21 protein-coding genes are annotated in these 25,774 nt (G+C 60.3%); 5 read left to right on the top strand and 16 right to left on the bottom strand.

Annotation, left to right across the window (positions count from 1 at the left end; translation table 11 throughout):
- Positions 1-50: 50 nt before the first annotated feature.
- The 5 genes from HX855_RS03560 to HX855_RS03540 form a co-directional block, all read right to left on the bottom strand.
- Positions 51-1,775: a type I secretion system permease/ATPase gene (locus tag HX855_RS03560; RefSeq protein WP_177084983.1), complete on the bottom strand. Its 1,725-nt coding sequence runs from the start codon at positions 1,773-1,775 to the stop codon at positions 51-53.
- Positions 1,776-1,877: 102 nt separating this feature from the next.
- Positions 1,878-2,249, bottom strand: coding sequence for an AprI/Inh family metalloprotease inhibitor (locus HX855_RS03555; protein WP_177084981.1), 372 nt, complete (start codon positions 2,247-2,249; stop codon positions 1,878-1,880).
- Between the two features lie 74 nt (positions 2,250-2,323).
- Complete coding sequence (locus tag HX855_RS03550) at positions 2,324-3,757, bottom strand: serralysin family metalloprotease (RefSeq protein WP_177084979.1); 1,434 nt, start codon at positions 3,755-3,757, stop codon at positions 2,324-2,326.
- A 364-nt stretch (positions 3,758-4,121) separates the two neighbouring features.
- Positions 4,122-5,222 (bottom strand): P1 family peptidase, encoded by a 1,101-nt coding sequence (locus tag HX855_RS03545; RefSeq protein ID WP_177084977.1) that lies wholly within the window; start codon positions 5,220-5,222, stop codon positions 4,122-4,124.
- Positions 5,223-5,231: 9 nt separating this feature from the next.
- Positions 5,232-6,596, bottom strand: coding sequence for an APC family permease (locus HX855_RS03540; RefSeq protein ID WP_177084975.1), 1,365 nt, complete (start codon positions 6,594-6,596; stop codon positions 5,232-5,234).
- A 196-nt stretch (positions 6,597-6,792) separates the two neighbouring features.
- Between HX855_RS03540 and HX855_RS03535 the strand changes: the two genes are divergently transcribed.
- On the top strand, positions 6,793-7,587 hold the full coding sequence (locus HX855_RS03535; RefSeq protein ID WP_177084973.1) for a helix-turn-helix transcriptional regulator: 795 nt from the start codon (positions 6,793-6,795) through the stop codon (positions 7,585-7,587).
- Between the two features lie 69 nt (positions 7,588-7,656).
- Here HX855_RS03535 and HX855_RS03530 read toward each other — a convergent pair whose 3' ends face one another.
- The 5 genes from HX855_RS03530 to HX855_RS03510 all read right to left on the bottom strand — a co-directional run bounded on the left by HX855_RS03530 (position 7,657) and on the right by HX855_RS03510 (position 12,234).
- Positions 7,657-8,139, bottom strand: coding sequence for a M10 family metallopeptidase C-terminal domain-containing protein (locus HX855_RS03530; RefSeq protein ID WP_177084971.1), 483 nt, complete (start codon positions 8,137-8,139; stop codon positions 7,657-7,659).
- Positions 8,140-8,453: 314 nt separating this feature from the next.
- Complete coding sequence (locus HX855_RS03525; protein WP_177084969.1) at positions 8,454-9,533, bottom strand: polyamine ABC transporter substrate-binding protein; 1,080 nt, start codon at positions 9,531-9,533, stop codon at positions 8,454-8,456.
- Positions 9,534-9,593: 60 nt separating this feature from the next.
- Positions 9,594-9,935 carry a cupin domain-containing protein gene (locus tag HX855_RS03520; protein ID WP_177084967.1) on the bottom strand — a complete coding sequence of 114 codons (342 nt, stop codon included), beginning with the start codon at positions 9,933-9,935 and terminating at the stop codon, positions 9,594-9,596.
- Between the two features lie 27 nt (positions 9,936-9,962).
- Positions 9,963-11,369: an FAD-binding oxidoreductase gene (locus HX855_RS03515; RefSeq protein WP_177084965.1), complete on the bottom strand. Its 1,407-nt coding sequence runs from the start codon at positions 11,367-11,369 to the stop codon at positions 9,963-9,965.
- A 49-nt stretch (positions 11,370-11,418) separates the two neighbouring features.
- Entirely contained in the window at positions 11,419-12,234 is an 816-nt protein-coding gene (locus HX855_RS03510; protein WP_177084963.1) for an AraC family transcriptional regulator, read from the bottom strand.
- 262 nt (positions 12,235-12,496) lie between these two features.
- Here HX855_RS03510 and HX855_RS03505 point away from each other — a divergent pair, with 262 nt between their 5' ends.
- A complete protein-coding gene (locus HX855_RS03505) occupies positions 12,497-12,769 on the top strand; it encodes a DUF1652 domain-containing protein (protein ID WP_003217129.1) in 273 nt (90 codons plus the stop codon).
- Between the two features lie 29 nt (positions 12,770-12,798).
- Here the strand turns inward: HX855_RS03505 and HX855_RS03500 are convergent, their stop codons facing one another.
- Positions 12,799-15,258, bottom strand: coding sequence for a UvrD-helicase domain-containing protein (locus HX855_RS03500; RefSeq protein WP_177084961.1), 2,460 nt, complete (start codon positions 15,256-15,258; stop codon positions 12,799-12,801).
- A gap of 218 nt (positions 15,259-15,476) precedes the next feature.
- Here HX855_RS03500 and HX855_RS03495 point away from each other — a divergent pair, with 218 nt between their 5' ends.
- Entirely contained in the window at positions 15,477-16,172 is a 696-nt protein-coding gene (locus HX855_RS03495) for a pirin family protein (protein ID WP_177084959.1), read from the top strand.
- 152 nt (positions 16,173-16,324) lie between these two features.
- Here HX855_RS03495 and pgm read toward each other — a convergent pair whose 3' ends face one another.
- From pgm to HX855_RS03475, 4 genes are all read right to left on the bottom strand, one after another.
- Positions 16,325-17,971, bottom strand: a complete 1,647-nt coding sequence (pgm, locus tag HX855_RS03490) for a phosphoglucomutase (alpha-D-glucose-1,6-bisphosphate-dependent) (protein WP_177084957.1) — start codon at positions 17,969-17,971, stop codon at positions 16,325-16,327.
- 119 nt (positions 17,972-18,090) lie between these two features.
- Positions 18,091-19,497, bottom strand: a complete 1,407-nt coding sequence (locus HX855_RS03485) for a PLP-dependent aminotransferase family protein (protein WP_177084955.1) — start codon at positions 19,495-19,497, stop codon at positions 18,091-18,093.
- Between the two features lie 24 nt (positions 19,498-19,521).
- Entirely contained in the window at positions 19,522-20,943 is a 1,422-nt protein-coding gene (locus tag HX855_RS03480) for a hypothetical protein (RefSeq protein WP_256352975.1), read from the bottom strand.
- Positions 20,944-21,600: 657 nt separating this feature from the next.
- Complete coding sequence (locus HX855_RS03475; protein WP_177084953.1) at positions 21,601-22,623, bottom strand: zinc-dependent alcohol dehydrogenase family protein; 1,023 nt, start codon at positions 22,621-22,623, stop codon at positions 21,601-21,603.
- 248 nt (positions 22,624-22,871) lie between these two features.
- Between HX855_RS03475 and HX855_RS03470 the strand changes: the two genes are divergently transcribed.
- Complete coding sequence (locus HX855_RS03470) at positions 22,872-23,786, top strand: LysR family transcriptional regulator (RefSeq protein WP_003217142.1); 915 nt, start codon at positions 22,872-22,874, stop codon at positions 23,784-23,786.
- Positions 23,787-23,859: 73 nt separating this feature from the next.
- Here the strand turns inward: HX855_RS03470 and HX855_RS03465 are convergent, their stop codons facing one another.
- Positions 23,860-24,801 carry a helix-turn-helix domain-containing protein gene (locus HX855_RS03465; protein ID WP_177084951.1) on the bottom strand — a complete coding sequence of 314 codons (942 nt, stop codon included), beginning with the start codon at positions 24,799-24,801 and terminating at the stop codon, positions 23,860-23,862.
- Between the two features lie 127 nt (positions 24,802-24,928).
- Here HX855_RS03465 and HX855_RS03460 point away from each other — a divergent pair, with 127 nt between their 5' ends.
- Positions 24,929-25,660: a DJ-1/PfpI family protein gene (locus tag HX855_RS03460; protein WP_177084949.1), complete on the top strand. Its 732-nt coding sequence runs from the start codon at positions 24,929-24,931 to the stop codon at positions 25,658-25,660.
- The last annotated feature ends 114 nt before the right edge of the window (positions 25,661-25,774 follow it).

Here is a 25,774-nt window from a genome sequence, read left to right as displayed (position 1 = left end):
TCGCGAAGAACCTGAGGGCGCCGCGTTGATTCAGGATGCCCACGTCATCGTTAACGACTTTCGCGAGCAAGCTCGCTCCTACCGTTAGGCTGTTCTCGCTGGCCGGACAGTGCCCGCAGCACGTCCTGGCTGGGGCCGAAGGCCTGCAAGCGGCCTTCGTTAAGCACCAGCAGTTTGTCGGCCTGGGCCAGCGCTGAAGAACGGTGAGTCACCAGCACCACCGTGCTGCCCTGGGCCTTCATCTGCATGATCGCGCTGGCGAGGGCGGCTTCGCCCACGGTGTCGAGGTTGGAGTTGGGCTCATCCAGTACGATCAGCCGCGGGCCGCCATACAACGCACGGGCCAGGGCGACCCGTTGTTTCTGGCCACCGGACAGGCCACTGCCTTCGTCGCCGAGCACGGTGTCGTAGCCATGGGGCAGCCGCAGGATCAGTTCGTGCACGCCGGCTTGCTGGGCAGCCTGCACCACTAACTGGGGGTCGGCTTCGCGAAAGCGTGCAATGTTGTCGGCGATGCTGCCGCTGAACAGTTCGATGTCCTGGGGCAAGTAGCCGATATGCGGGCCGAGGTCGTCACGGTCCCAGCGATGGATGTCAGCACCGTCCAGGCGCACGGTGCCCGCCAGGGTGGGCCACACGCCCACCAGCACACGGGCCAGGGTCGACTTGCCGGAGCCGGATGCACCCAGTACGCCGAGCACATCACCGGCCGCCAGGTTGAAGCTGACCTGATGCAAGGTCGGCACACGCCGCCCGGGCGGGCCGGCGCTGACCTGCTCGAAACTTACCTGGCCCTTGGGCGCCGGCAAGGCCATCTGTTCGCCCTGGGGCGGGAACTCACGCATCAGGCTGTCCAGACGCTGATAGGCCAGCTTGGCCGAACTCCATTGTTTCCACACGGCGATCAACTGGTCGATGGGGCTCAACACCCGGCCCATCAGGATCGAGCCGGCGATCATCATCCCCGCCGTCATGTCGCCCTTGATCACCAGCAACGCGCCCAGGCCCAGCACCAGCGATTGCAAGCACAGGCGCAGGGATTTACTCAGGGAACTGATGATCGAACCGGTGTCGCTGGCCTTGTTCTGCAAGCCCAGGAACTGCGAATGCACCTTGAACCAGCGCTTGCGCAACGCACCGAGCATGCCCATCGCCTGGATGGTTTCGGCGTTGTGCAGGTGGCTGGTGGCCAATTGAGTGGATTGCTGGGAATACCCGCTGGCTTCACCCAGGGGCTTTTTGGTCAGGTACTCGTTGAGGCACGCCAGCCCGATCAGCAGCACCGCCCCGGCGCTGGCCAACACCCCCAGCCACACGTTGAACAGGAAGATCACAAACAGGTAAATCGGAAACCACGGCGCGTCGAAAAACGCGAACAGCGCAGGCCCGGTGATGAACTGGCGGATGTGGGTCAAGTCCCCCAGGGATTGCCCGCCGTGACCTTCACCCCGTTGCAGGTTGCGTTCGAAGGCGGCCTTGTACACCCGCAGGTTGAAACGCCGCTCCAACTGGCTGCCAATGCGGATCACGATAAAACTGCGGATCACTTCCAGCACACCGATAAACGCGAAGAAGCCCACCACCATCAGCGTCAACATCACCAGGGTGGTTTCGTTCTGTGAAGACAGCACGCGGTCGTAGACTTGCAACATATAAATCGAGGGCACCAGCATTAATACGTTAATCAATGCCGTGAAGCAGCCAATACTGATCAGAATACTTTTGTAGTCGCCGAGTGCTTTGAACAAGGGTGCAACGGGAGTGGTCTTCGCCATGTTGCCTGATCTTCCCTGAGCCGAATGACGCGCAATAGTTTGCCAAGCGCCCCATTAAGGGACGGGCAAACATTAAAACTTAAGTTATATCGATATAACCCACTACTCGGGTGCGCGCTGTAATAACAACACGGCACCGGATTTGGCGTGCCCCTGATACTCGCCTTCTTTCTGGCGATTCAAATGGGTAATGCCCGTGCCCTCGGCATTCATCAACCAGATACCGTCGGGAGTCGGCGTCCAACTAACGGGCGCTTCCCCCAGCCATTGTCCGGCGCACGCTACATCACCGCCGAGCGCGTTGGCCTGTTCAATCAAATCCAGCGCACACACCTGCTCTTGCTGGTGCAACGCCCAATGCCCGGCCAACTGCGCCGACGTAGGTAAAACCAGACTGCTTGCCATTGCTGTGGCTCCTGCCGACATAAGCAACACCTGGGTACACCAGGCCACTGTACTGCGAAATAACGTCATCACCTTCGCCCGTTCAAGGGGTGGATGCAAGGGCAGAGGGCAGCGCGTGTGCGCCGCCCTCCTTTACCCGTGAATCAGGCCACGATGTCGCTGACCGCTGCCTGGCCAACGGTGGTGACGAGGAAATCCGCCACGCCGTGCCCGGAGAAGTCCACGGCCAAGGTGCCCAGGTTGGTACCCGAGGCGTAGGACAGCACCGCATCGCCGGCGTGACCGGTGAAGGCATTGACGAAGGTCAAGCCCGCACCTTTGGTGATGCCGGTGAGGTCGATCTTGTCCGAGCCCGAGGTGAAGTCGAAGATCTTGTCGGCCGCACCTGGCTTGGAGTCCGAGCTGGCACCGAACACGAAGGTGTCGTTGCCTGCGCCGCCCCACAACTGGTCTGCACCGCCACCGCCGTAGAGGATGTCGTTGCCGGCACCGCCCTTGAGGACGTTGGCTGCCGCGTTACCGATCAGCAGGTCGTTGCCCGATCCGCCGAACGCGTTCTCGACGGTCACGCCCTTGGCGATGGAAACGTTGCCCACCAGGCCGCCAACGTCGGAGAACGAGGCCTCATTGAGGTTGATCTTCTGGTTTTGGGTAAAACCGGAAAAGTCCAGGGTGTCGTTGCCGCCACCGTCCCACACCGAGAACACCAGCTTGTCGGCTGATGACGTGGCGCTGAGGAAATCACGCCCGGTGTTGGAGTTGAAGCCGTAGGTGGTGTCGCCGGCGCGAGTGTTGTAGTTGGCGCCGTAGAGCTTCTGGATCGCGGCGATGTCGTCGATCAGCGGGCCGGACGCATAGGCTTCCACCCCGCCTTTGCTGAAGTTCTGGTTGGTGTTGCTCTCGCTCCAGTAGCTCATGACGCTGTAGCCGCGCGTGTCCTGTCCATAGGTCGCGTCGTTGTAGGTCGGGTTGCCGTTCCCGGCGTTGTAGTCGCCAGGGTGAGCCAGGCCCAGGGTGTGGCCGATCTCGTGGGTCAGGGTCTGCCGGCCATAGTTGTTCAGGTCCGGGGTCTTGTTCGGCGTGTAGCTGTTGTTGGTCAGGTACCACGAGGTGCCGTCATAGCCCGCGCCGGTGCCTGGCAGGTAAGCGAACGCGGCAGCGCCGTCCTGGCCACCGCTGTAGTTGCCGAAGGTCATGTGGGCGTCGCCGCCGGAAGCCTTCTCGGTGAAGGTGACATTGGCCACGTCCGACCAGGATTGCATGGCCAGTGCGGCCTGTGCTTTCTGCTGGGCGTTGAATTGGCTGAACCCGGAGATGCCATGTTTGTTCATGGTGCTCGAGGAGGCCGAGGTCAGGAAGGTGTAGGTCAGGTCGATCTTGCCGTTGCCGTCGAAGTCACGGTAGGCGGCGCCGTCACGCAGCAACTGGGTGGCTGCCTGGTCAACGGTGTAGGACGGTTTGCCATTGACCGTGAGGTTGCCGCCGCGGTCATATTGATGGCTAAAGCTATCGATTTGCGTATAGGCAGTACTTGCTTGAGCCGCCGATACAATAGCTTTGTCTTTTACTTTTGACATAAACGTACTTCCTTGTTTGCAAGTGGAACAGTTTTTGTCCGACAGGACCCACTCTGGCGAGTAAGTCCGATCACTCGCCCCTTTTGAAGGCGAAAGAAAACTGACACAACCTGAAATCATTCGTCCAGCGCTTTTTATCCAAGGGAAAAGTTGGCCAAGCGAACAAAACCTGCAAACACTGGCAAATAAGCCGTTATAAAAATCCAGCTATTTAAATATTAAATACTCCTAAAGGCATTTTATTAAGAATGGATCCAAAGTATTGATTGAGGTGCACTAAGAAAGTGTCACCGTGTCATTGCTAGTATTGAATGGCCACCATCTAAGTACTTGTCCCGTATTACCGGGACAAGACTTAATCTATTTATTGATAGCGCCAGCCGGTTTGGCGCAGTGCCTGCAGGAGTGTTTGCGCGTCCAGTGCCGGTACCCGCACACCGTGGTCGGTGGTCATTTCTTCGCCGGCCAGAATCGCATTAATGATCGCTTCCTCCACGGCCTCCGCCGCCGCGCTAAACAACGGCGAAATGTGGTCGTTATTTACCATGTCCAGCCGCGTGCTGAGGGGCAAACCCTTGCGCCCGTAATCGGCCACCGGCAAATCCTGATTGCCGGTGGCGAACGCCAGGAACAGGTCCCCGCTGGAATCCTCAGTACCACCGCCGGTGCGTGCAATGCCGATGGACGCCCGCTGTGCCAGGCGCTGGCATTGATGGGGCAACAACGGCGCATCGGTGGCGATGATCACCACGATGGAGCCCATGCCGGGTGTACCGCGATCGGCAAACGGTGACGGGATGTCCATCAACTGCCGGCCTACCGGGTACCCGTCCACCCGCAACTCCTGGCGTTTGCCATGGTTGGCCTGCACCAGCACGCCCACGGTCCAGCCGCCCTGCTCCGCCGACAGCCGCCGCGACGCGGTGCCAATGCCCCCTTTGAACTCATGGCAGATCATCCCGGTGCCACCGCCCACGGCGCCCTCCGCCACCGGCCCGGTTTCAGCGTTGGCCAACGCCTCGCGCACATGCTCCGGGCCGACGTGCTGGCCCCAGATATCGTTGAGCAACCCGTCGTAGGTCTCCATCACCACCGGCATGCACCAGTACACCGCCGGGTCTGCCAGGCTTTCGCGCTCCAGGGCGATCAGCGTGTCGCGCACAATGCCGATGCTGTGGGTGTTGGTGATTGCCAACGGCGTGGTCAACAAACCCGACTCGCTGATCCACTCAAGGCCGGTGGCGTCACCATTGCCGTTGAGCACGTGGTAGCCGGCGAAACACGGCTGATACCGCGCGGCACCGGGCCGGGGCTGAATCGCCGTCACACCGGTACGCACCTGTTTGCCATTGATGCAGGCCTTGATCGTGCTGTGACCGACCCGAACCCCTGGAACGTCGGTGATGGCATTCAACTCACCGGGCGTGCCCAGCCCCAACGTGATGCCCAATTGACGTGCGCGCATAACCACTCCTTACAATTTCTGAAACGCCGGACTCAACCGGCCACTGATGCAATACAGGATCACCGACAGCGCCAGCAGGCCGATGATAATCATGATGTCGCGAACCGAGGCAGCAATCGCCAAGGTCACCAACAGGTAGCCGGCGCCCAGCACCGCCAGCAAGGCCGGCACCGGCCACAACGGCATGCGATACGGGTGCTCACGGTCACGCAGCAGTACCCGGCTCATCAACGCGCTCAACGCGACGATCAGGTACACCAGCATGATCAGCAGCACGCTGAAGGACGTCAGGTCCGCCAGGTTGGAACTGAAGCTGAGCAACGCCGAAGGCACCGCCAGGAACAGCGTAGCCAACCACGGTGAATCCCAGCGTGGATGAATCCGGGTGAACAGCTTATTGATGGTCGGCGTCCACAGCGCATCGCGGCCGCTGCTGAACACCACCCGGCCAATCTGGATCACGATGGCGACGATGGCGTTGAACACCGACAGGAAGATCCCGGCACTGACCAGGCGCGACAGGGTTTCATTGCCGTGACTGGTCAACAGGTAGCCGATCGGGTCGGGGCTGCTGATCATCGCGCTGAGGGACGGCGCACCGATCAAGAGTGCGGTGATCGGCACCAGCTCAATCACCACCACCAGTCCCAGGGACCAGAGCACCGCCTTGTGCACGCCCTTGCCGCCGCACTTCATGTCTTCCGCCAGCAACACGGCCGGGCCATAGCCATTGAAGGAGAACAGGCCAATGCCGACGGCGCCAATCACCAGGGCCCAGGGCGCCAGGTGCAACAGGCCGTTCTCGACGATTTGCGGTTGCAACAACACGCTGACCGGCTGCACCGGGTTGCCGAAGCCGATAAACACAATCACCAGCAACGCCGCCACTTCCAGCAGCAGGCAGGTACCGGTGATCCAGGCATTGAGCTTGATATTCAGGATGCCCAGGGCGTAGCTGCACACCACGATCACCAGGGCCACGGTCTGCGAGTCGAATTGTGTGCCGAGGGCGTTGTTCAGGTAAGTTGCCGCGCCGGTGGCCAGCACCGGCGGGATAAACAGCAACATCACCAGCACCGTAAGGAACGTCGCATAACCGGCCATGCCGCCGAACACCCGCTTGGCGTACACGTACTCACCGCCGGCACTGTTGTGGGCGCGGCCGAGTTCGGCGTAGCAAAAGGCGAACATCAGCGCGAGTAACGCGGCCATCACAAAGGCCAGGAACACCCCGCTGCCGGCCTGCTGGATGGCGAACGGTGCGATCACGAAGACTGAACTGGCCGGGGTGACCGCCGAGACGGTGATGGCTACCACGTCGAATACGCTGAGGGTGGGTTTCAGCACGCCGTCGGGCGTGGAAGGAGCACTCATATCGTTATCCTCTTGATTGTTCTTGGTTTGAGGCAGAAACGAAAAGGCAAAGCGACGCGGGGTATGTTCCCCGCTGACTGACGGCCAACTTAAACGCTGTGCCTGGAGCGGCCAATTCCCCTATTGGAGTACTCCCCTTGACGGCGCGGGGCAAACGTCGAACCCTTGCGGCCTCATTCTTTGTGTGGAGCGGCACATGAGCCTGTTCAGGGAAGTCGGCATGCACGCGGGGCTGGGCCGCACCGTGGCGCAGATCGGCACCGAGCGTTTCTGGAAGCAACTGGTGCTGTTGTTGCACCAATGCCTGCCTTTCGATAATGCCCTGGCCATCGTCTACCCCACCGACGGCCCGCCCCAGGCCCTGGAGGAATACGACGCGCAGCCGAGCAGCAAGCCGGCATCGATGTTGGTGTACCTCAATGGCTTGTACTTGCTCGACCCGTTTTTCCAGGCCTGCCGGGAAGGCTATGCCAGTGGTGTGTACCGGCTGGAAGAAGTCGCGCCGGACCACTTTCGCCAGAGTGAATACTTCCTCAATTATTTCCACGACAACGTGCTGGAAGACGAGGTGCAGTTCATTCTGCAATTGCCCGGTGCGGGGACGTTGTCGCTGTCGTTGGGCATGCAGCGGTTGTTTACCGCCGAGGAAACGGGGTTGATGACTACGTTGTCGGCCTGGGTGTTGCCGCTGATGCAGCAGCATTGGCAGCAAAGCACCCAACGGATAGCGGCACCCGCCCCCATGGCCAGCCAGATTCGCGATGCGCTGAGTCATTTTGGCAGTGGGGTGTTGTCGGAGCGGGAGCTGGAAATTGCGCGGTTGGTGCTGCGCGGGTTTTCGTCGAAAGCGATGGCCGAGCGGCTGAATATCTCGCCGGACACGGTCAAGGTTCACCGTCGGCATCTGTACGCCAAGCTGGACATCTCGTCACAACCGGAGCTGTTTTCGTTGTTTATCCAGTCGTTGGGGCATGATCTGGAAAACCCTTGAGCCGGTCAGCGCTCAAGCCGGAGCAGCCCGGCACGTCATGCTTGAGCGCTAACAGCAAACGGTCCGGGTCTACGTGGGTTTATTAAATAGCTTGATGTTTTTTTCCGTTAAATGAACGCCGTCGACATGCACAGCAAAGTGCTCGCCTTCGGGCGTTACTTTAATCGTCAGCACGCCCACTTCCTGGGGCCGCAAATACGTCAATTGCATATCCCCGACCTGTTGGGGCGGCCCTTCTGTTCGTTTGATTTGGGTTATATTCAACTTCTTGAGCATCTTCGAAAGATCAAGCCGGTCGTCTTTGGGATTAAAGTTGAAAATCCGGTCTGGGTCACTCGCCAGTGAGTCGGTGGGCTTTTCATACTTGAAACTGTTACGGCCTACATGCCCGACGAGTTGGTCGCCACCACCGCCGCCGATAATGACGGAATCCTGGCCACGATTGGCCTCCAGTCGTTCGCTTGCGTCTGTACCACGCAAGGTTGGGCGGGCCGTGCTGGAGGGTTCGGGGTAGGTCCAGGTTCCGCCTACGGGAAGACTTTCTACGAGCATATGAATTACCTTTTATCTAAACGTGAAGTTTCCTGATGAAGCCAGCGAGCAATAGTCACCGCGTAGCACCGGCTGCCTTAGTTCAATAAAGCAGCCAGTCAACAGGGTAATTGCCGCCCCACTTCGGTCACGAACTTTCCACGCTAATAAAAGTATTTTCCAGCCTGCTTGTATAACACCGTGTGACGAATAACTAATGAAACTCTCCGAATCAATACAGTGGGAACTCGCACAGCCTTCTTAAATCGTGACGCGGAGCGTCACAGGATGCATTCCCACGCAGCGCGTGGGAACGATCAACGAGATATTGCCACTCAACGACCTGTACGAATCGTGTTCCACACCCGCGTACGAACCCGGTCGATGTTCAGCGGCATCGCTTCCAGCGCAAACAACTTGCCCATCATTTCCGGACTTGGGTACACCTTGGTGTCGCTCTTGATCGCCGGGTCCACCAGGCTGTCTGCCGCGGCGTTGCCGTTGGCGTAGTGCACGTAGTTGGTGATGCTGGCCATCACTTCCGGGCGCAGCAGGTAGTTCATGAACGCATAGCCGGATTTTTCATCCGGGGCATCGGCGGGCATGGCGACCATGTCGAACCAGATGGCGGCGCCTTCCTTGGGAATGTTGTAGCCGATGTTCACGCCATTCTTGGCTTCCTTGGCGCGGCTTTCGGCCTGGAGGATGTCGCCGGAGAAGCCGACCGCCACGCAGATGTCGCCGTTGGCCAGGTCTGCGGTGTATTTCGAGGAGTGGAAGTAGGCCACGTACGGCCGCACTTTCATCAGCAGGTCCTCGGCCTTTTTGTAGTCTTCAGGCTTTTTGCTGTGGGGCGGCAGGCCCAGGTAGTTGAGCGCCGCCGGCAGCAGTTCGGGGCCGTTGTCGAGGATCGCCACGCCGCACTTCTGCAGCTTTTTCATGTTTTCGGGCTTGAAGATCAGGTCCCAGGAATCCACCGGGGCGTTGTCCCCCAGCACGGCCTTGACCTTGTCGATGTTGTAGCCGATGCCGGTGCTGCCCCACAGGTACGGGAAGCCATGGGCGTTGCCCGGGTCGTTGTTTTCCAGGGCCTTGAGCAGCACCGGGTTGAGGTTCTTCCAGTTGGGCAACTGGCTCTTGTCGAGTGTCTTCAGCGCCCCGCCCTGGATCTGCCGGGCCATGAAGTGGTTGGAAGGAAACACCACGTCATAGCCGGATTTGCCGGTCATCAACTTGCCGTCGAGGGTTTCGTTGCTGTCGTACACGTCGTAGGTGAAGCCGATCCCGGTTTCTTTCTCGAAGTTCTTGGTGGTGTCGGGGGCGATGTAGTCCGACCAGTTGTAGATCTTCACCGTCTCGGCGGCTTGGCTGAGGGTGGCGACGAATACCAGCGGCAACAGGGCAATGGGTCTCATGGTTCGATTTCCTGGCGGTTTTAGGGCTGTTTTTATGGCAGGCGATCAAAGATCAAAGCATCAGAGGATCAATACATAGGTTTTGCGCACGGTTTCCTGGATGTCCCAGATACCCGTGCTGTTGGCCGGCAACATCAGTGCGTCGCCGGCTTCTATGTGGAGCATTTCCCCGTTGTCGGGGGTGAAGGTGCAACGTCCCTGGATAAAGTGGCAAAACTCCTGAGCCACGATCTGCCGGCGCCAGCGCCCGGGCGTGCATGCCCAGATGCCGGTTTCGACGCCGTCGCTGCGCTCCACGCTCAGGGTCGAGGCCACCGCCACTGGCGTGCCAAGCGGCACCGCGACGGGCGAGGAATCCGGCAAATGGGCGCTGAGTGTGTCTTTGAACTGGGTAATGCTCATGTTCATACCTGTGGTGATTGAAACGGCTTAGTGCATGAAACCTTCCATGAACCCGGCAACCCCGCTGGCCAACTTACGGCGCCACGGCGCGGTGTTGGGGTTGGCCAGCACCTGGTCTTCATGGGCAAAGCTGCGAATGATCGCGTTGTAGCCCAGCCAGCGGCACGGTTCCGGCTCCCAGGCCTTGAGGCCGTCCAACCGGCCCGGCTGGATCACCCACGGCTGCTGCACCAGCTCCGTGTCGAGCCCCAGGATCAGGTCGGCCAGGGTGCGGCCGCCCAGGTTGCTGGCCCCTACGCCCTCACCGCCATAACCACCGGCCAGGGCGATGCCCGCGGCGTGATCGCAAAGCATGTGGGGCTTGAAGCGTCGGGACATGCCGAGGTTGCCGCCCCAGGCGTGGGTGATGCGAACTTTCTTGAGTTGTGGGAAGAGTTCGCCAAACAGGTAGCGACGCAGCTCGATTTCGCTGTCGGTGAGGTCGAAGTTGTGCCGCAGCTTGCCGGCAAACTGATAACCGCCACGGGCACCGAACACCAGGCGGTTATCGGCTGAACGCTGGCCGTAGGTGACTTGCCGGCTGCTTTCGCCGAACGCCTGGCCCCGGTTCAGGCCGATCTCATCCCAGGTGCTGGCCGGCAACGGTTCGGTGGCGACAATCAAGCTTTGCACCGGCAACTGATAGCGCCCCAGCGGCGCCAGGGTCGTGGCATACCCCTCCACCGCCGGCACCACCCATGAGGCGCGCACCGACGCGTTGGCCGTGCGCAGGCTGCCGGACTGCCAGTGGGTCACGGGGCTGTTTTCGTAGATCGTGACGCCCATCTGCTCCACCACCCGCGCCAGGCCCCGCACCAGCTTGGCCGGGTGGATGGTGGCGACGTGGGGGGCGTAGATACCGCCATACGGCTTGGCGATGCGGATCTGTTCGGCCAACTGCTGCGGGCCGAGCCAACGGTAATCGTCGTCGGTCAGGCCCTGGGCGTGGAGTTTGGCCAGGTAGGCCCGCAGGCTCGCTTCCTGTTCGGGGTAGCGTGCGGCGCAATACAGCACGCCGCCCTTGCGGTAGTCGCAGTCGATGCCTTCGCGCGCGATCACCTGGGCCACTTCATCGGGGATGGCGTGCAGCAGGTCAAACGAGGCCCGGCGCTGCTCCGGGGACAGCCCCGCCAGCAGCCGGTCTTCCCCCAGCAGGTTGCCCATCAGCCAGCCGCCGTTACGCCCCGAGGCTCCAAACCCGGCGGTTTGCGCTTCGATGATCGCGATCTTCAGCTCGGGGGCCTGGCGCTTCAGGTAATACGCGGTCCAGAGCCCGGTGTAGCCGGCGCCGATAATGGCCACGTTGACGTCCAGGTCGTGCTCCAGGGCTGGGCGCGCCACCAGCGGCTCGTCCAGCTGGTCCATCCATAAACTGATATTGCGCCATGCAGGCATGCCAAGCTCCACCACCACACTTCGATGGCAGTGATCCTAGAGCCTGGCCTCAGGGGCTGTCTTGCGCGCGTGCACGCAGGGAAATTTGTTTGACGTAGGCCTTGGGCGACTGGCCAGTGTGCTGGCGGAAGCAGCTATAGAACGCCGACGTTGAATTGAAGCCGGCAGCAAACGCCAGTTCGTCGATGCGGATCGGCGGAGTGGCGTTGTCCAGCGCTGCCAGCAGGTGCTGCAGGCGCGCCTGGTTGACGTAGCGGTAAAAGCTTTGGCCCAGCACCTGGTTCAACAGGTAGGACATCTGGTTGCGGCTGTACCCGCACTCCTTCGCCACCCGTTGCAGGTCCAACTCGGGGTCCAGGTAGGGTTGCTGGCGCTGGAAGTACTGTTGCAGGTCGTTGGCCATGTAGCTCAACTGCTGGGGCGACAGGCCCAGGCGGCTGACGGTCGGGCGTGTGGTCTCGCTGCGGCTGGCGGACTGTTCGTGCACCAGGGACGCGTATTCGTTGACACGCCAGATCAGGCCGTCACGCACGGTGATGGCTTCGCTGGTGCGAAACGACACCAGGCCCTGGCCGCCGCGCAAGGTAATGCGGTACTGGATGAACGCGGTGTCGCCGTCGGCGCGGATGCGGTCGGTGTGTTCGATGGCTTCATCGGCGCCACGGGGCATGCTGGCTTGCAAATACTCGCGCAGGTCCTCTGCCCCCACGACGCGGTTCTGGAAGAAATCGTGGTACTGGATGTCCGGGTGGTAGTAGGACATCACCCCATCCAGGTCTCTATCCCTCCAACACAGGTGGTGACGCAGAACCAACTTGGCCGTGGTCTGGGTGTTCTGGTGGTCATCCGGAATGATGTCTTGCATGGCAAACTCTAAGCCAACTTAAAAAAAAAGCAGCTTGCCCAACTCCAGGCACAGGCTCAACGACCAATTGGCACTTCCGACCAGTGGCCTTTCGCCCATTGCCGTGCAGGACATGACCTACATCAAACTTCCTGAAAACAACTGCCGAACGGGATAAAAAAACTCCCATACCGGATACGAACGAATGCTATTTTTAGTGCTCACGACGGCCAGGACCAGTGACGGTCATGGCGCCCCTGCAGCGAGCTAAAGGAAGCGCTCAATGAACAAGGTGGGCAATATGAACAAAGTAACGTTCCCCAACGCCTGCCAGCTGATGCGCTGGCATTTTCATCCCATGGGCTTTGAGGCGAGCATGGACGCTCCCGGCAGCATGATCGCCCGCCTGTTCGACCGCGCCAGCGGAGAAACCCTGATCGCGATTGCCGGCATCCCCTGCGCCACCGTCATGAACGCGGCCGACGTGGAGCGGATCATCGAGGCGGTCGAGGATGAGTTGGAGTCATTTGTGCCGCCGCTGTCGCTGCGGGCATAAAAGAAGGGCCACCCTGGGGTGGCCCTTTTTCATTTTCGCTGATCATCAAAAAACGCTTTATCCCCGGCCACCCGGTCCGAGGCCTTCGGCACATTCACCCCTTGGCCATCCTGTGCTTCGACATACCAGTAGCAATGGCTCACTGCCCGGGTGATCCCGACATAGGCCAGGCGCAGCACTTCGTCTTTTTGCGCGCTGTCGTAAGCCTCGGTATCACCGTACTTGCCCAGGCCCGCCATGCGGTAAACCTGGTTCTTGTAGGGCGAGCTGGTCAGGTGCTGACAATCTCCCAGCAGGAACACGGCGTCTGCCTGCAAGCCCTTGGCACTGTGGTAGGTCAATTGTTTGAGCCGGCGGGCATCGTACGGCAAGCTGGAATCCAGATTAACTACAGACTGAATATGTTCCTGAATCAACAGCTTATCGCTGCTTTTTCGATACAACATTAATATCGAATCGCCCTTTTGATAGTGCGCCAGCAGTTGCTGGCCCAGGGCCGCGTCGTCACGATCACGCACACTAACCGGCACCAGCGCCTTGGGTGTGCCGCTGGCCTTGGCCTTCTTGCCGCTGATGGCCGGGGCCGCCCGCACAATGTGTTCCGCCGCATCGATAACGTGCTGATGGCTGCGGTAGTTCTCGCCCAGCATCACCCGCGTGGTCGTGGGGGACGGGAATTCCTGGTTGAACGCCATAAAATACTTGGGCGAACTGCCCCGCCAGCCATAGATCGACTGCCAGTCATCCCCCACGCACAACAGCGAAGAACGCTGGGCGCCACGGCCCACGTGCATGGCCGGACCACGGCTGCGAATCTCCCGCAGGCTGGCACGGATCCAGGAAACGATCTGCGGCGATACGTCCTGAAACTCGTCGATCATCAGGTGCGACATCGGCCGCAGCAGACTGTCGCTGAGCAGCTTGAGGTTTTCCGGGGTGTTTTCGCCAAACAGCGAAAACATCCGGTTGTAGGTCATGACCGGGGGCGACTGGTCCAGCAAGTGGTCTTCCAGGGCTTTCCAGAAAATGCTCAGCGCCTCGAAGTAGAAACGGTCCGGGTCATCCTTGGCAAAACTCATCTTGCCCACGGCGGTGGGCACGTCCAGCCCCAGGTTCTCGATAAACCCGGCGGCAGCGACAAAGCTGTCCAGCAGCGGCGCTGAACCCAGCTCGCCCTTGACCTTGTAATCGAAGCCCGGGCCTGCGGTTGCGTCACCTGCCAAGCTGCTCAAAAGGCGCTTGGATGATTCGTAGCTTTCTAACCATATCAATGGTTTACGGCAGAAAGCTTGAAACAGGGTACGCTTGACGGCCCACTCGGCACGCACCGACAGCTTCGAGCCGGGACGGCTGACCTGGGCGTTTTCCCGAGGGTCGAAGCCCAGTACGACCCAGGCGTCCAGTTCGGCAATGTAGCCATGGCAATGAAACTGCGCGCCGTTGATATCAAAGGTCTGGCGATTGGGCTCGATGCCCTTGATCGGCCAGGCACCGGCGCGAAACCACAGGTCTTCGATCACATCACACAGCTCTTCATCGCGCTTGGCCGCCAGCTCGGTCACCGCCATGCGCTTCTGCACATCCGGATGGTCGCGCTCCAGCTCCCTGAGTTGCAGGGCATGACGCGCCAACGGGGCAATCAGTTCGCGAAAGCGCGCGTGACGGCCATGCAGCTGGTGATAGCAGGCATTCAGTTGCTGGCGCTGGGCGTCGTTGATCCGCAGTTCGAAGGGGTTGCTGTCGGCCTCGTCAAAGCCTGCCTCGGTGCGCGCGTTAAGGTTCTCGAAGGCTTGCAGCCGCTCAAGCCCCGGCAGGCTGCGCACCATCGGCAGAATGCGCGAGTGAAAGGTGCGCACCACGGCTTGGGCTTCTTTCATGCCAAGGGGTTGGCCCCACAAGGCGAGAATCTCCATGAGCTTGTGGATGAAGTCCTTGCGCGACTCGCGGGTGAAGGTCACCACGGTCATCGAGCTCAGCTCAAAGCCCAGGTAATGGGTCAGCAGCAGGATACGCAGCACCAGCGAGGTGGATTTGCCGGCGCCGGCGCCAGCAATCACCGAGGTGGACGGCGTATCGCTGAAAATCATCTTCCATTGGGCCGCGCTCGGCTGGGCGTGTGCCGGCAGCAGGCGCGCCACGTCGGCCTTGATGCGTTTTTTCAGTTCAGCCGTCAGCGGCAGGCGCCAGTCATCGAACAGGCTGTCGTCAACCCCCGGCGCGGTGTGTTCATCCGGGCGGAAGTCGCGAATCAGCAGGACCTGGCGGCCTTCCTCGAGGCCATCCGCCTTGCCTTCCTGATAACCGTACTCCACCCCCGCCGTGTGGCCGCTGCGAAAGCCGTCAGCCTGGCCGTGCAGCCAGGAGAAACGGTGCTGGGCGCGCAGGCGCGTCAGGCCGTGACCGAATAATCGGGCGGCGAGCCGTTTCAACAGGGGCATTTCGGCCAGGGGCCGCAGTTCGGGAGGCAGATCGGGGGTGTGTTGCGGCACGCGGACTCCTGCGATGCTTTAACTCGGACAAGGCCCCTATGTTCGCCGCAAACGCCCCTCAGTTCCAGCCAATTGCTTTGCGCTCATGCAGTTAGGCGATGAAGTGAAGATAAGCCCTGAGCATCGGCATCGAAGCATTCGATAGGATTGCTGCATTTTTTACGCTTTTTATCGATCTTGGCCTGTTGGATCATGGCCACCATCCACAGGAGACGATCATGCTTGAACTTCGACCTTTCAATACGCTGGGCGGCGCCAATCACGGTTGGCTGGACGCTCACCACCACTTTTCCTTCGCTGAATACCACGACCCCAAGCGCATGCATTGGGGCAACCTGCGGGTGTGGAACGACGATCTCATCGCCCCCGGCACCGGTTTTCCGCAACACCCGCACCGTGACATGGAAATCATCACCTATGTGCGTGAAGGTGCCATCAGCCATGCCGACAACCTGGGCAACAAGGGCCGTACCGAGGCTGGCGACGTGCAGGTGATGAGCGCCGGTACCGGGATCGCCCACAGCGAATACAACCTGGAAGCCACCCCGACCAAGATTTTCCAGATCTGGATTATACCCAACGAGGCAGGCTTGCCGCCGTCGTGGGGCGCCAAGCCATTTCCGAAGGGTGAGCGCGAAGGTTTTGTGACCTTGGCCAGTGGCAAGGCCGGAGACAGCGAAAGCCTGCGCATTCGTGCCGATGCCCGCCTGGTGGCGGCCAATTTGAAAGCCGGTGAAAGTGCCGAGTACCGGCTGGACAGCGGGCGCCGGGCGTATCTGGTGCCGGCGACCGGGGTGATTGACGTCAATGGCCTGCGTGCACACGCTCGAGACGGTGTGGCGGTTGAGGATGAGCAGGTGTTGCGGGTGACGGCGGTTGAAGACAGCGAGATCGTGTTGGTCGACCTGGCTTGACCGAATTTAAATGTGGCGAGGGAGCTTGCTCCCGCTGGGGTGCGAAGCGGCCCCAAAATCTTGGGAGCGCTACGCGCTCCAGCGGGAGCAAGCTCCCTCGCCACAAAAGCTCCCTCGCCACAGGTTAATCAGTCACAGGTGCAATTGGGGTGTCAGTTAGACGAGATCGCCCCGTCCACCAACACCTGCGCCTCTTCCACCAGTTGCTTGAGGTGATCTTCGCCAATAAAGCTCTCGGCGTAGATCTTGTAGATGTCTTCGGTGCCCGATGGCCGCGCCGCGAACCAGCCGTTTTCGGTCATGACTTTCAGCCCGCCAATCGCCTGATCGTTGCCCGGCGCGTGGCTGAGGATCTGCTGGATGCTTTCCCCCGCCAACTGCGTGGAGGTCACCTGGTCCGGCGACAGCTTGCCCAGCAGGGCTTTCTGCGCCGGCGTGGCCTTGGCGTCCACACGAATGGCAAACGGTTCGCCCAGTGCGTCCGTCAGCCCACGGTAGATCTGGCTCGGGTCCTGGCCTTTGCGCGAGGTCATTTCTGCAGCCAACAGGGCGGGAATCAAGCCATCCTTGTCAGTGCTCCAGACGCTGCCGTCCTTGCGCAGGAACGAGGCGCCGGCGCTTTCTTCACCGCCAAAGCCCAGGGAGCCGTCGAACAGCCCGTCGGCAAACCACTTGAAGCCCACCGGCACTTCGTACAGGCGACGGCCAATGCGTTTGGCAACCCGGTCAATCAGGCCACTGCTGACCACGGTCTTGCCTACGGCTGCGTCCGCTCGCCACTCTGGGCGGTTCTGGAACAGATAGTCGATGGACACCGCGAGGTAGTTGTTCGGCGCCAGCAAACCACCGGACGGCGTAACGATGCCGTGGCGGTCGTGGTCCGGGTCGCAGGCGAACGCCACGTCGTAGCGGTCCTTGAGGCCAATCAAACCCTGCATGGCGTAGCTGGAGGACGGGTCCATGCGGATCTGGCCGTCCCAGTCGACGCTCATGAAGCGGAAGGTCGAATCCACGTCGGTATTCACCACGTCCAGGTTCAGGCGGTGATGTTCGGCGATGGCCGACCAGTAGCGCACCCCTGCTCCGCCCAGCGGGTCGACGCCCAGGCGCAGGCCCGCGTTGCGGATCGCATCGAAGTCGATGACGTTGACCAGGTCGGCCACGTAGGTGTTGAGGTAGTCGTGACGATGAGTGGTGTCCGCCTTCAGCGCCTGGGCGTGGGTGATGCGTTTGACCCCGGCCAGTTTATTGGCCAGCAGTTCGTTGGCCTTGGCTTCGATCCACTTGGTGATATGGGTATCGGCCGGTCCGCCGTTGGGCGGGTTGTACTTGTAGCCGCCGCTTTGTGGCGGGTTATGGGACGGCGTGATCACGATGCCGTCGGCCAGGCCGCTGGTGCGGCCGCGGTTGTAGCAAATAATCGCGTGGGAAATCGCCGGCGTCGGGGTGTATTCATCGCCTTCGGCAAGCATCACGTGCACGCCATTGGCGGCCAGTACTTCAAGGGCGCTGGCGCCGGCCGGGGTAGACAGCGCATGGGTGTCCAGGCCGACGAACAGCGGGCCGTTGATGCCTTGGGCTTCACGGTAAAGGCAAATGGCCTGGCTGATGGCAAGCACGTGCCATTCATTAAAGCTCAGGTCAAACGAGCTGCCGCGGTGCCCGGAGGTACCAAAGGCGACGCGTTGGGTGGAGATCGCTGCATCAGGCTGGCCGGTGTAATAGGCCGTTACCAGTCGCGGGATGTCTACCAGCAGTTGAGCTGGTGCCGGCTTGCCCGCAAAAGGACTGAGAGTCATGCATAAACCTCTGAAAGAGAAGGATTCGGAAAAAGAGTGCAGTTTACTGAGAGTTGGACTGCTCCGCGACGTTATAAATCCTACAACAATCAGCGAAATTTCATTCAGCGCCCGGTCACTTACCCAGTCTGCGCCTGCTTTAAGGCGAGGGACAGCTCGCCCAGTGCGTCCTCCAGGTTGTGGGCCCTGTCGAACGTATGGCTCACCCGCAGATGCTGACGGTGCAGGCCGCTGATGCTGAATAACTCCCCGGGGGCGATCACCACCTGGCACGCGAGCAGGCGCTGGAACACCTGGCGCATGTCCACCGCCAGCCTGGAACGTAGCCAGAAGGTCGCACCGGCCGCCGGCATTCGGTAGCTCACCTGGTCCCCCAGGTGCTCGTCCAGGCGCAGGCTCATTAGCCGGGCCTGCTCTTTGAGCTGGGGTCGCAACTCCCGCAGGTGCTGGTCGATCCGCCCACTGTGATAAAGCCGGGCAATCGCCCGCTGGCGGATGGACGACAAGCGGAACGCGCGCAGCAGGAACTGGCGTTGCAACTCGCCGCTCAAGTGCCGGGACAGCAAATAGCCAAAGGGTGCTTCCGGCCCGAGCGTCTTCTCGAAGGTGGAAAACACCATCAACCGCTCGGGGTTGGCCACGTCCCGCAGTGGGGTAATCGGGTGCTCGAAACCCAGGTCGCCATGGCTGTCATTTTCTAACAGCCAGCAGCCATGCTGGTTCAACAACCGCACTAACTGCAGGCGATCATGGTGGGACATAACGCTGCCTGATGGCAGGCTGGCGCCCGACGACAGCAGCGCCAGTTGCACCGGTTCATTGCTGAGGGATTGCTCCAGCAGCGTCAGGTCCAGGCCTCCGTCCGCCGTGAACGGCACTTCAATGATCCTGACGCCCTCCCCCTGAAATAACCGCAGAATCAGCCAGTCACACGGTGATTCCACGATGATCGTAGCGCCCTTGAGCCCCAACACCTCAATCAGGATCTCCAGGACCCCGCGCAGATCGGCGCCGATATACACCTCATCCGCTTGCCAGCAGCGAGTGGGCGACGAGGTGTAACGCGCCGCAAGCGCCGCACGCAGCTCCCAGACCCCGCAGGGCTGCGACCAGGGCTGCAAATGCCGCGGGTAGTGACGCAGCAGCTCACGCTCCATCAGCAACAGCGCCCCGTCCAGCGACGCGCCAAGTGCCGGTTCATCGGCGCTGAGCACCAGGGCTCCCGGACGCCGCGCACTGGCATACACCCGTTCCAGCAGATCGCCGCCGCTGCTGCCTGCCGGTTTATGCACTACCGGCCAGGCGTAGTAGCCTGATTTGGCCACCGAATAGACCCGGCCTTCCTTCTCCAGCAAGGAATAGGCGTATTGAATGGTCGAGATCGACACATTCAGACGCTCCGACAGCTGGCGCAATGACGGCAGTTTCACCCGGGCGTCGGTGCCGACTTCGTTGATGAGATTAATCATGTAGCGATACACCGCCTGGTAGGCAAAGTCGGTTTGCCTGACGTCCTTGGGGTTCATCGCTGTTGACCCGCCGGCACGCCCTTAACGCCCGGCCAGTTGGCAGGTTGCCAGGGCGGGTGCACCTCGCTTCGGCGCGGCGGTCATCTGCACAATCGCGGTGGCCGGCCGCTTGCGGTAGAGGTGTTGCAGCAGGTTGATGGGCAAACCGCTGATGTCGGTCGCCCATTGCACCAGCATCTCGGCCACAGGCTTGCCTTGTAATGCCTTGTGCAGCTCAGGGAGCGCCACCAGCATGCCCGGATGGCATTGGCGCAAAAAGCTTTCGAGACGCTCGCCGTGACGGATAAACGGCGAAAACATCAGGCAGCTCAGTTGGTTTTCGTCCAGCCCGAACTGCTCATGGGCGTAGCTGGCCGACAGGGCACGGCCCTCCGGGCTGGCGGCTTTTTCAATCCGGTGTTCGGGAATCTGCTTGCGCCGCATAAACAGCGTGGCCTGCTGCGTAAACCCCCAGGCCCCCTCCTCATAATCCAGCTCCCGCAGGCACTCGGCTTGCAGGCCGCGCAGATGGGCCATCAGCAACGGGTTCACGTAGCCCGGGTGGCTGAAATGAAAGCCAAACTCGTCCGGTCGATAGCCCAGAAACTGCCTCAATAGCGGCCCGCTGGCGTATTCCACCGCATCCAGCAGGTCGGCAATGCCGATATAGGCCAGGTGGCGGTGGTGGTCCTTGTCGCACTGATCAACCGCCTCGTGGTGCTCGCCGTATACATCGCTGTGATATTCGGCGCTCCACTCGTCCATGCGCGCAAACAACCCGCTGAGCACCAACGGCTGGCGCGCAGGCACCGCGGCGCCCGCCGACAGCGCCGCCTTCTTCAGCCATGCCAGGTACTCGCGCTGCTTGCGGGTAGAGTCTGCGCTGACCAGTGCGTGCACCCCGCCGTGCCACGTGGTCACACGCTGATAAAAATCGCCGAGCGCCAGGTAGGCGTCATTGCACAACGTCTGGCCCAGGTCCCCCGAGGTCAGATGGCCCACCATCAGCATGTTGCGCCGGCTGGTGTCCTGCGCCATATCGGACGCCGGCCGCAGGTGGTTGAACGGCAACACCTGGCGGTTCTCCACCATCAACAGTTCGACCCGCGGGTCATCATGCAGGAACAGCGCGCTGTAGCCTCGATGCAGCGTGTCCAGCGCCGTTTGCGTCATGCCGGCATGGCGCAATGTCGCCACGCGTAACTGAAAGGTACGCGGCGTGCGGCCCGCAAGCGTCAGCTGGGCCGCACGCAGCAAGGTCAAGGCGTAACTGCTGCCGGCGCCGGTGCCGTGGGCCACCAGCACCTTGTATTCACCGATCCGCTCCATGCCGCCTGCCGCCACCACGATGCGTTGAATCAACAATTGAAGGGAAGTGCGTTCAGTTCGAGAGAAATGCCCTACCAAGCGTTGTAATACTTGTTGATAGACATAGTTCATGGCTTGCTCGTGAATAGCGCTCATAGTTCTACTACCTGAGTTGAAATATCAGTTTCGGGCGACCGTTAACGGTATGTGCCGGATCTGTTGTTTCTGTAGGGGCGTTGTCTGTTGCAACAGATGACATTGAAATGAGATTAGCACCGCGTGCTATCACGCAATGGCCGCTTCGGGGCTTCCAGCCCGGGAAAAGCGCCAAGCGCCGGGGCGCGAAGCTCAAATGGGCGGCCTTAGGAATACCCTGACAACTTCCTACTCCGCTTTAACTTACAAACTAAAGAAACTTCCGACACTACCAACTTTAATAATGGTTTTGCGCCTGGCCGGGCATACACAACGTTATTGGGGGTAACGGACACGCGTGGCGATTTCAGATATTCAATCATTGCTCAATCCTTGAGATGAAAGTGACGGGGCAATTATCAGCGCTTGAATAATGATTAACAGATACAGAACCCGGGCAAAAACCAGTTCAGATGGCGGCGGGCCATCGGTATGGGCCGTCCAGACACGACAACGCCGCACTGGGATTCAGGGCGGCGTAAGGGGGAAGCGTATGATTTACCGGGCTCAAACCTTAAATTCCCGGATCAAACGGTGAGCAGGTTAAACCCTGTCAAATGGCGCATATACCCCATGCGCCCGGGGGCAGGAATACTCGCTTGAGAATATTCCCACAGATCAAACAGCTTCTACCTGCAAGGCAACGCGCTCACGGCACGGACATTCGTCCATGTAACGGTGCGCTTCGACGAACTGACTGAACGGAAATACCGTGGTTTTCAGCGGTACCAGCACCTTGTCGGCCGTCAGTTGATTGATGTCACGCAGGGCTCGCTGCAAGGCAACCTGGTCCTGGATGATCCCCAGCTCCGGTTTGCCGGTGAAGTTGCCGATGCAGTGCACAAAGAACTGAATGTTCTTCTGGAACGCGGCACAGGCCGGAAATGGCGTCTGATTGCCGCCTTGCAGGCCGTACAACACCAGGCTGCCACGGGGCGCCAACACATCACCCAGCAGCGACATCTGTGGGCCACCCAAGCCATCGAACACCACGTTAACGCCGCGGTTATCGGTGAACTTGTTGACTTGCATCAGCAGGTCCTGTTCTTCAGTGACAATGACCTTCTCTGCCCCCAGGGACAGCAGGTATTCCCGCTCATCACTGGTCTTGGTCGCGGCAATCACCCGCACACCCAGGGCTTTGCCCAGTTGCACAAACGAAGGGCCGGCACAGTGGCTGGCGTCTGTCACCAGGGCGAACTGCCCGGGTTTGACCCGTGCCAGGTCCATGTACGCAAAGTAGGCGATGAGCAACGGCGTGTAGTGCACGCTGGCTTCGATCGGGCTCAACACATCCGGGTAACGGGTCAGGGCCGAACGCGGCAGAACGATCTGTTCGCCGTATACCGGGTAATCATTGGGGCTCTCGGCCGGGAAGCTGGCGACCTTGTCACCGACTGCCAGGTCATCGACGCCCTCGCCTACGGCCACGACCACACCGGCCATTTCATGGCCCAGGCCTGATGGCAGGCGAGCATGGGACGACGCCAGGTTCTGGCGCCACAGAATGTCGTACCAGCTGATGCCAATCGCTTCGACGCGCACCTGCACTTCGCCCGGTGCGGGCTTAGCGGCTGCATGCTCTTCGCATTTGAGCACCTCGGCCGGACCAAACTTGTGAAAACGGATCGTGCGGGACATCGCAAACCTCGTCAAAGTAACCTCTATTGCCATGAACTCTATCTGGGCTTTCGGAGCAAGACCACCGGTCGCCGTTAATAGTCGACATGCCTGTCATTGATTCCGCACATACGGAAAACGCACCAAACCATGCAGGAAAACTGAATTAGCCGGTGCAGAGTACCAGCCTTTCCCCGTAAGATTCATGCCGGTCATTGTTCTTATATGACCGCTCCCGTCAAGTTTACTGACGCCGCCTGGGACACAAGATGAACCGTAACGACCTGCGTCGTGTCGACCTCAACCTGTTGATCGTATTCGAAACCTTGATGCATGAACGCAGTGTGACCCGTGCTGCCGAGAAATTGTTCCTGGGCCAGCCGGCCATCAGCGCGGCGTTGTCGCGCCTGCGCGGCCTGTTCGACGACCCGCTGTTCGTGCGTACCGGGCGCAGCATGGAGCCATCGGCCCGTGCGGTGGAGATCTTCGCCCTGCTCTCCCCGGCCCTCGACTCGATTTCCACCGCCGTCAGCCGCGCCTCCGAATTCGACCCGGCCACCAGCACCGCCGTATTCCGCATCGGCCTGTCGGACGACGTCGAATTCGCCCTGCTGCCCCTGCTGCTCAAGCGCCTGCGCGCCGAAGCCCCGGGCATCGTGCTGGTGGTGCGCCGCGTCAACTACATCCTGATGCCCGGCCTGCTGGCCTCCGGGGAAATCTCCATTGGCGTGAGCTACACCACCGACCTGCCGGCCAACGCCAAGCGCAAGGTATTGCGCCGCAGCAAGCCGATGCTGCTGAGGGCCGACAGCATGCCGGGCTCCATGAGCCTGGACGACTTCTGCGCACGGCCCCACGCCTTGGTGTCGTTCGCCGGGGATTTGAGCGGGTTTCTGGATGAAGAGCTGGAGAAACTTGGCCGCAAGCGTCATGTGGTGCTGGCGGTACCGCAGTTCAATGGGCTGGGGACGTTGCTGGCGGGCACCGATATTGTCGCGACCGTGCCGGACTATGCCGCTGAGGCGTTGACGTCTGCGGGTGGCTTGCGGGCTGAAGAGCCGCCATTGCCGGTGCGCACGTTTGAATTGCACATGGCGTGGCGCGGGTCCCAGGACAATGATCCGGGGGAGCGTTGGTTAAGGTCGCGGATTCAGATGTTTTTTGGGGATCCGGATAGCCTGTAATGGAATCCCCCGCGACGGCGGCGTCATCTTCGTTTGCCGGAAACAGCGCCGGCATGGTTCTGCGATGACAGCGTTAGCTTGCCGAGTTGAAACGACGCCGGTACTCCGTGGGCGTCAGGCCAACGACTCTCCGAAACCGTGAACGGAAGGTCACCGCAGACCCGAATCCGCAAAGAAATGCTGTTTGATCAATCGATGTCTCGCTCTCCTCAAGCAATGCCCGCGCTCGATCAATACGAGCGGTGAGAAGCCACTGTAAAGGTGTAGTACCGGTCTGTTCTTGAAATCGCCGAGCGAAGGTGCGAGCGCTCATGTTGGCTCGTGCCGCAAGATTATCGACCGTGTGCGAACTGCTCAAATTGTCCCGTACCCATTCGATCAAGGGCATTAAGCTCGTTGGAGAGCCTGGAAGCTCCTGACGAATAAACTGAGCCTGACCACCATCACGGTACAGTGGCGCGACCGCTAGGCGGGCCGTGTTTGCCGCAACAGACTGACCGTAATCGCGTCGCACGAGGTGCAAACACATATCCAATCCTGCTGACGCGCCGGCCGAAGTCACGATGCTTCCTTCATCGACGAACAGAACGTTAGGTTCTACGTGTATCTCTGGGTGAAGCTTGGCCAAGTCCTCGGTGAAACGCCAATGCGTAGTCGCGCGCTTTCCGTCAAGAAGACCGCTCGCGGCAAGGATAAAAGCCCCCGTGCAGATTGATACCAATCTTGCACCCCGAACATAGGCCTCGCGAAGAGCGATTCTTACCGCCTCTGGAACCTCTCCAAACGGGTCTTCACACCCTGGAACGACAATAGTGTGGGCTAACTCAAGACGGTCGAGGCCGTACCGCACCTGCATATCAAAGCCAGCGGACCGAATTGTCTGCTCGGGTGCGCACACCTCCACCTCGTATGCGTTGCTGCCATCGACCTGAGAAGCCAAAGCGAAAACCTGATAGGCAATACCAAAGTCCAACGGCACCACGTCATTCAATACCAGAACAGCAATTTTATGCACGGCGTTGGCCTCCGCTCTCAACCTTAAAGTAATTGGCAGAAAACGATCGCTTGATGTCGTTTAAGCCACTCACCTGCAGCGTCCAGCAGGAATACTCTCTCGTCAAGTACGACGAGAGGAGACGGTAATGTCTGATGAGATGAGCAATACGATTGAAAACCGCCAACTGCAGATTGGCATGGTGATTTTTCCTGGTTTCACTTTGCAGGACCTGGCTGGCCCACAGACGGCGTTCGGCCTTCATGCCAAAACCCACATCATCTGGAAGACCCTGGAGCCCGTTCCCACCGATATGGGCGTTACCATCAACCCCACGATCACGATTGATGACGTTCCAGATAACCTGGACGTGCTGTTTGTCGCAGGTGGCGGAGGAACGCCTGAAATCATGAAGGACCAGGAGCTGCTCGATTTCATTGCTCGCGCAGGAAAGACGGCCACCTATGTAACCGCCGTATGCACAGGCTCTGTACTGCTTGCTATGGCGGGATTATTGGAGGGCTACCGTGCAGCGACCTATTGGCCTTTCTACGAACCGCTCATCGCACTGGGTATCGAACCGAGCTACGAACGGGTATGCGTCGACAGGAACCGAATCACAGGGGGTGGTGTAACGGCAGGTATCGACTTTGCGCTGAAGGTCATCGCCGAGCTCAAAGGTCGGGACGCGGCTGAGTTTACGCAACTCGTGCTCGAGTACGACCCGCAGCCGACAATGAACTCGGGGAACCCACGTACCGCGCGGCCGGAGATCGTCGCGCAGATAACGGGGCTGTGGGGGCGAACTGACGAAGCGGTGAGAGTCGCGAATGAGCATATGGAGCGTCGAGCGCAGTTATCAAAACGGGTTCCCGCCTGATCGCCGTTCCGTAACGTTGTGCTCACCGAACCTCGATCAGTCATTCCTGCGCCTTGGTGCAGCGATATTCGCGGCGGTCAGCCTCAGTTCGACTTCACCCCCTACGAAAACCAA

Source organism: Pseudomonas sp. IPO3778, assembly GCF_013386825.1.
Lineage (GTDB): Bacteria > Pseudomonadota > Gammaproteobacteria > Pseudomonadales > Pseudomonadaceae > Aquipseudomonas.
Note: the sequence above shows the minus strand (reverse complement) of the source record. Positions and strands in the feature narration are given on the sequence as shown.

What these genes read in the sequence shown, in the direction of transcription:
- HX855_RS03560 (WP_177084983.1), bottom strand. Translation starts at nt 1,775, where the DNA reads ATGGCGAAGACCACTCCCGTTGCACCCTTGTTCAAAGCACTCGGCGAC.
- HX855_RS03555 (WP_177084981.1), bottom strand. Translation starts at nt 2,249, where the DNA reads ATGACGTTATTTCGCAGTACAGTGGCCTGGTGTACCCAGGTGTTGCTT.
- HX855_RS03550 (WP_177084979.1), bottom strand. Translation starts at nt 3,757, where the DNA reads ATGTCAAAAGTAAAAGACAAAGCTATTGTATCGGCGGCTCAAGCAAGT.
- HX855_RS03545 (WP_177084977.1), bottom strand. Translation starts at nt 5,222, where the DNA reads ATGCGCGCACGTCAATTGGGCATCACGTTGGGGCTGGGCACGCCCGGT.
- HX855_RS03540 (WP_177084975.1), bottom strand. Translation starts at nt 6,596, where the DNA reads ATGAGTGCTCCTTCCACGCCCGACGGCGTGCTGAAACCCACCCTCAGC.
- HX855_RS03535 (WP_177084973.1), top strand. Translation starts at nt 6,793, where the DNA reads ATGAGCCTGTTCAGGGAAGTCGGCATGCACGCGGGGCTGGGCCGCACC.
- HX855_RS03530 (WP_177084971.1), bottom strand. Translation starts at nt 8,139, where the DNA reads ATGCTCGTAGAAAGTCTTCCCGTAGGCGGAACCTGGACCTACCCCGAA.
- HX855_RS03525 (WP_177084969.1), bottom strand. Translation starts at nt 9,533, where the DNA reads ATGAGACCCATTGCCCTGTTGCCGCTGGTATTCGTCGCCACCCTCAGC.
- HX855_RS03520 (WP_177084967.1), bottom strand. Translation starts at nt 9,935, where the DNA reads ATGAGCATTACCCAGTTCAAAGACACACTCAGCGCCCATTTGCCGGAT.
- HX855_RS03515 (WP_177084965.1), bottom strand. Translation starts at nt 11,369, where the DNA reads ATGCCTGCATGGCGCAATATCAGTTTATGGATGGACCAGCTGGACGAG.
- HX855_RS03510 (WP_177084963.1), bottom strand. Translation starts at nt 12,234, where the DNA reads ATGCAAGACATCATTCCGGATGACCACCAGAACACCCAGACCACGGCC.
- HX855_RS03505 (WP_003217129.1), top strand. Translation starts at nt 12,497, where the DNA reads ATGAACAAGGTGGGCAATATGAACAAAGTAACGTTCCCCAACGCCTGC.
- HX855_RS03495 (WP_177084959.1), top strand. Translation starts at nt 15,477, where the DNA reads ATGCTTGAACTTCGACCTTTCAATACGCTGGGCGGCGCCAATCACGGT.
- pgm (WP_177084957.1), bottom strand. Translation starts at nt 17,971, where the DNA reads ATGACTCTCAGTCCTTTTGCGGGCAAGCCGGCACCAGCTCAACTGCTG.
- HX855_RS03485 (WP_177084955.1), bottom strand. Translation starts at nt 19,497, where the DNA reads ATGAACCCCAAGGACGTCAGGCAAACCGACTTTGCCTACCAGGCGGTG.
- HX855_RS03480 (WP_256352975.1), bottom strand. Translation starts at nt 20,943, where the DNA reads ATGAGCGCTATTCACGAGCAAGCCATGAACTATGTCTATCAACAAGTA.
- HX855_RS03475 (WP_177084953.1), bottom strand. Translation starts at nt 22,623, where the DNA reads ATGTCCCGCACGATCCGTTTTCACAAGTTTGGTCCGGCCGAGGTGCTC.
- HX855_RS03470 (WP_003217142.1), top strand. Translation starts at nt 22,872, where the DNA reads ATGAACCGTAACGACCTGCGTCGTGTCGACCTCAACCTGTTGATCGTA.
- HX855_RS03460 (WP_177084949.1), top strand. Translation starts at nt 24,929, where the DNA reads ATGTCTGATGAGATGAGCAATACGATTGAAAACCGCCAACTGCAGATT.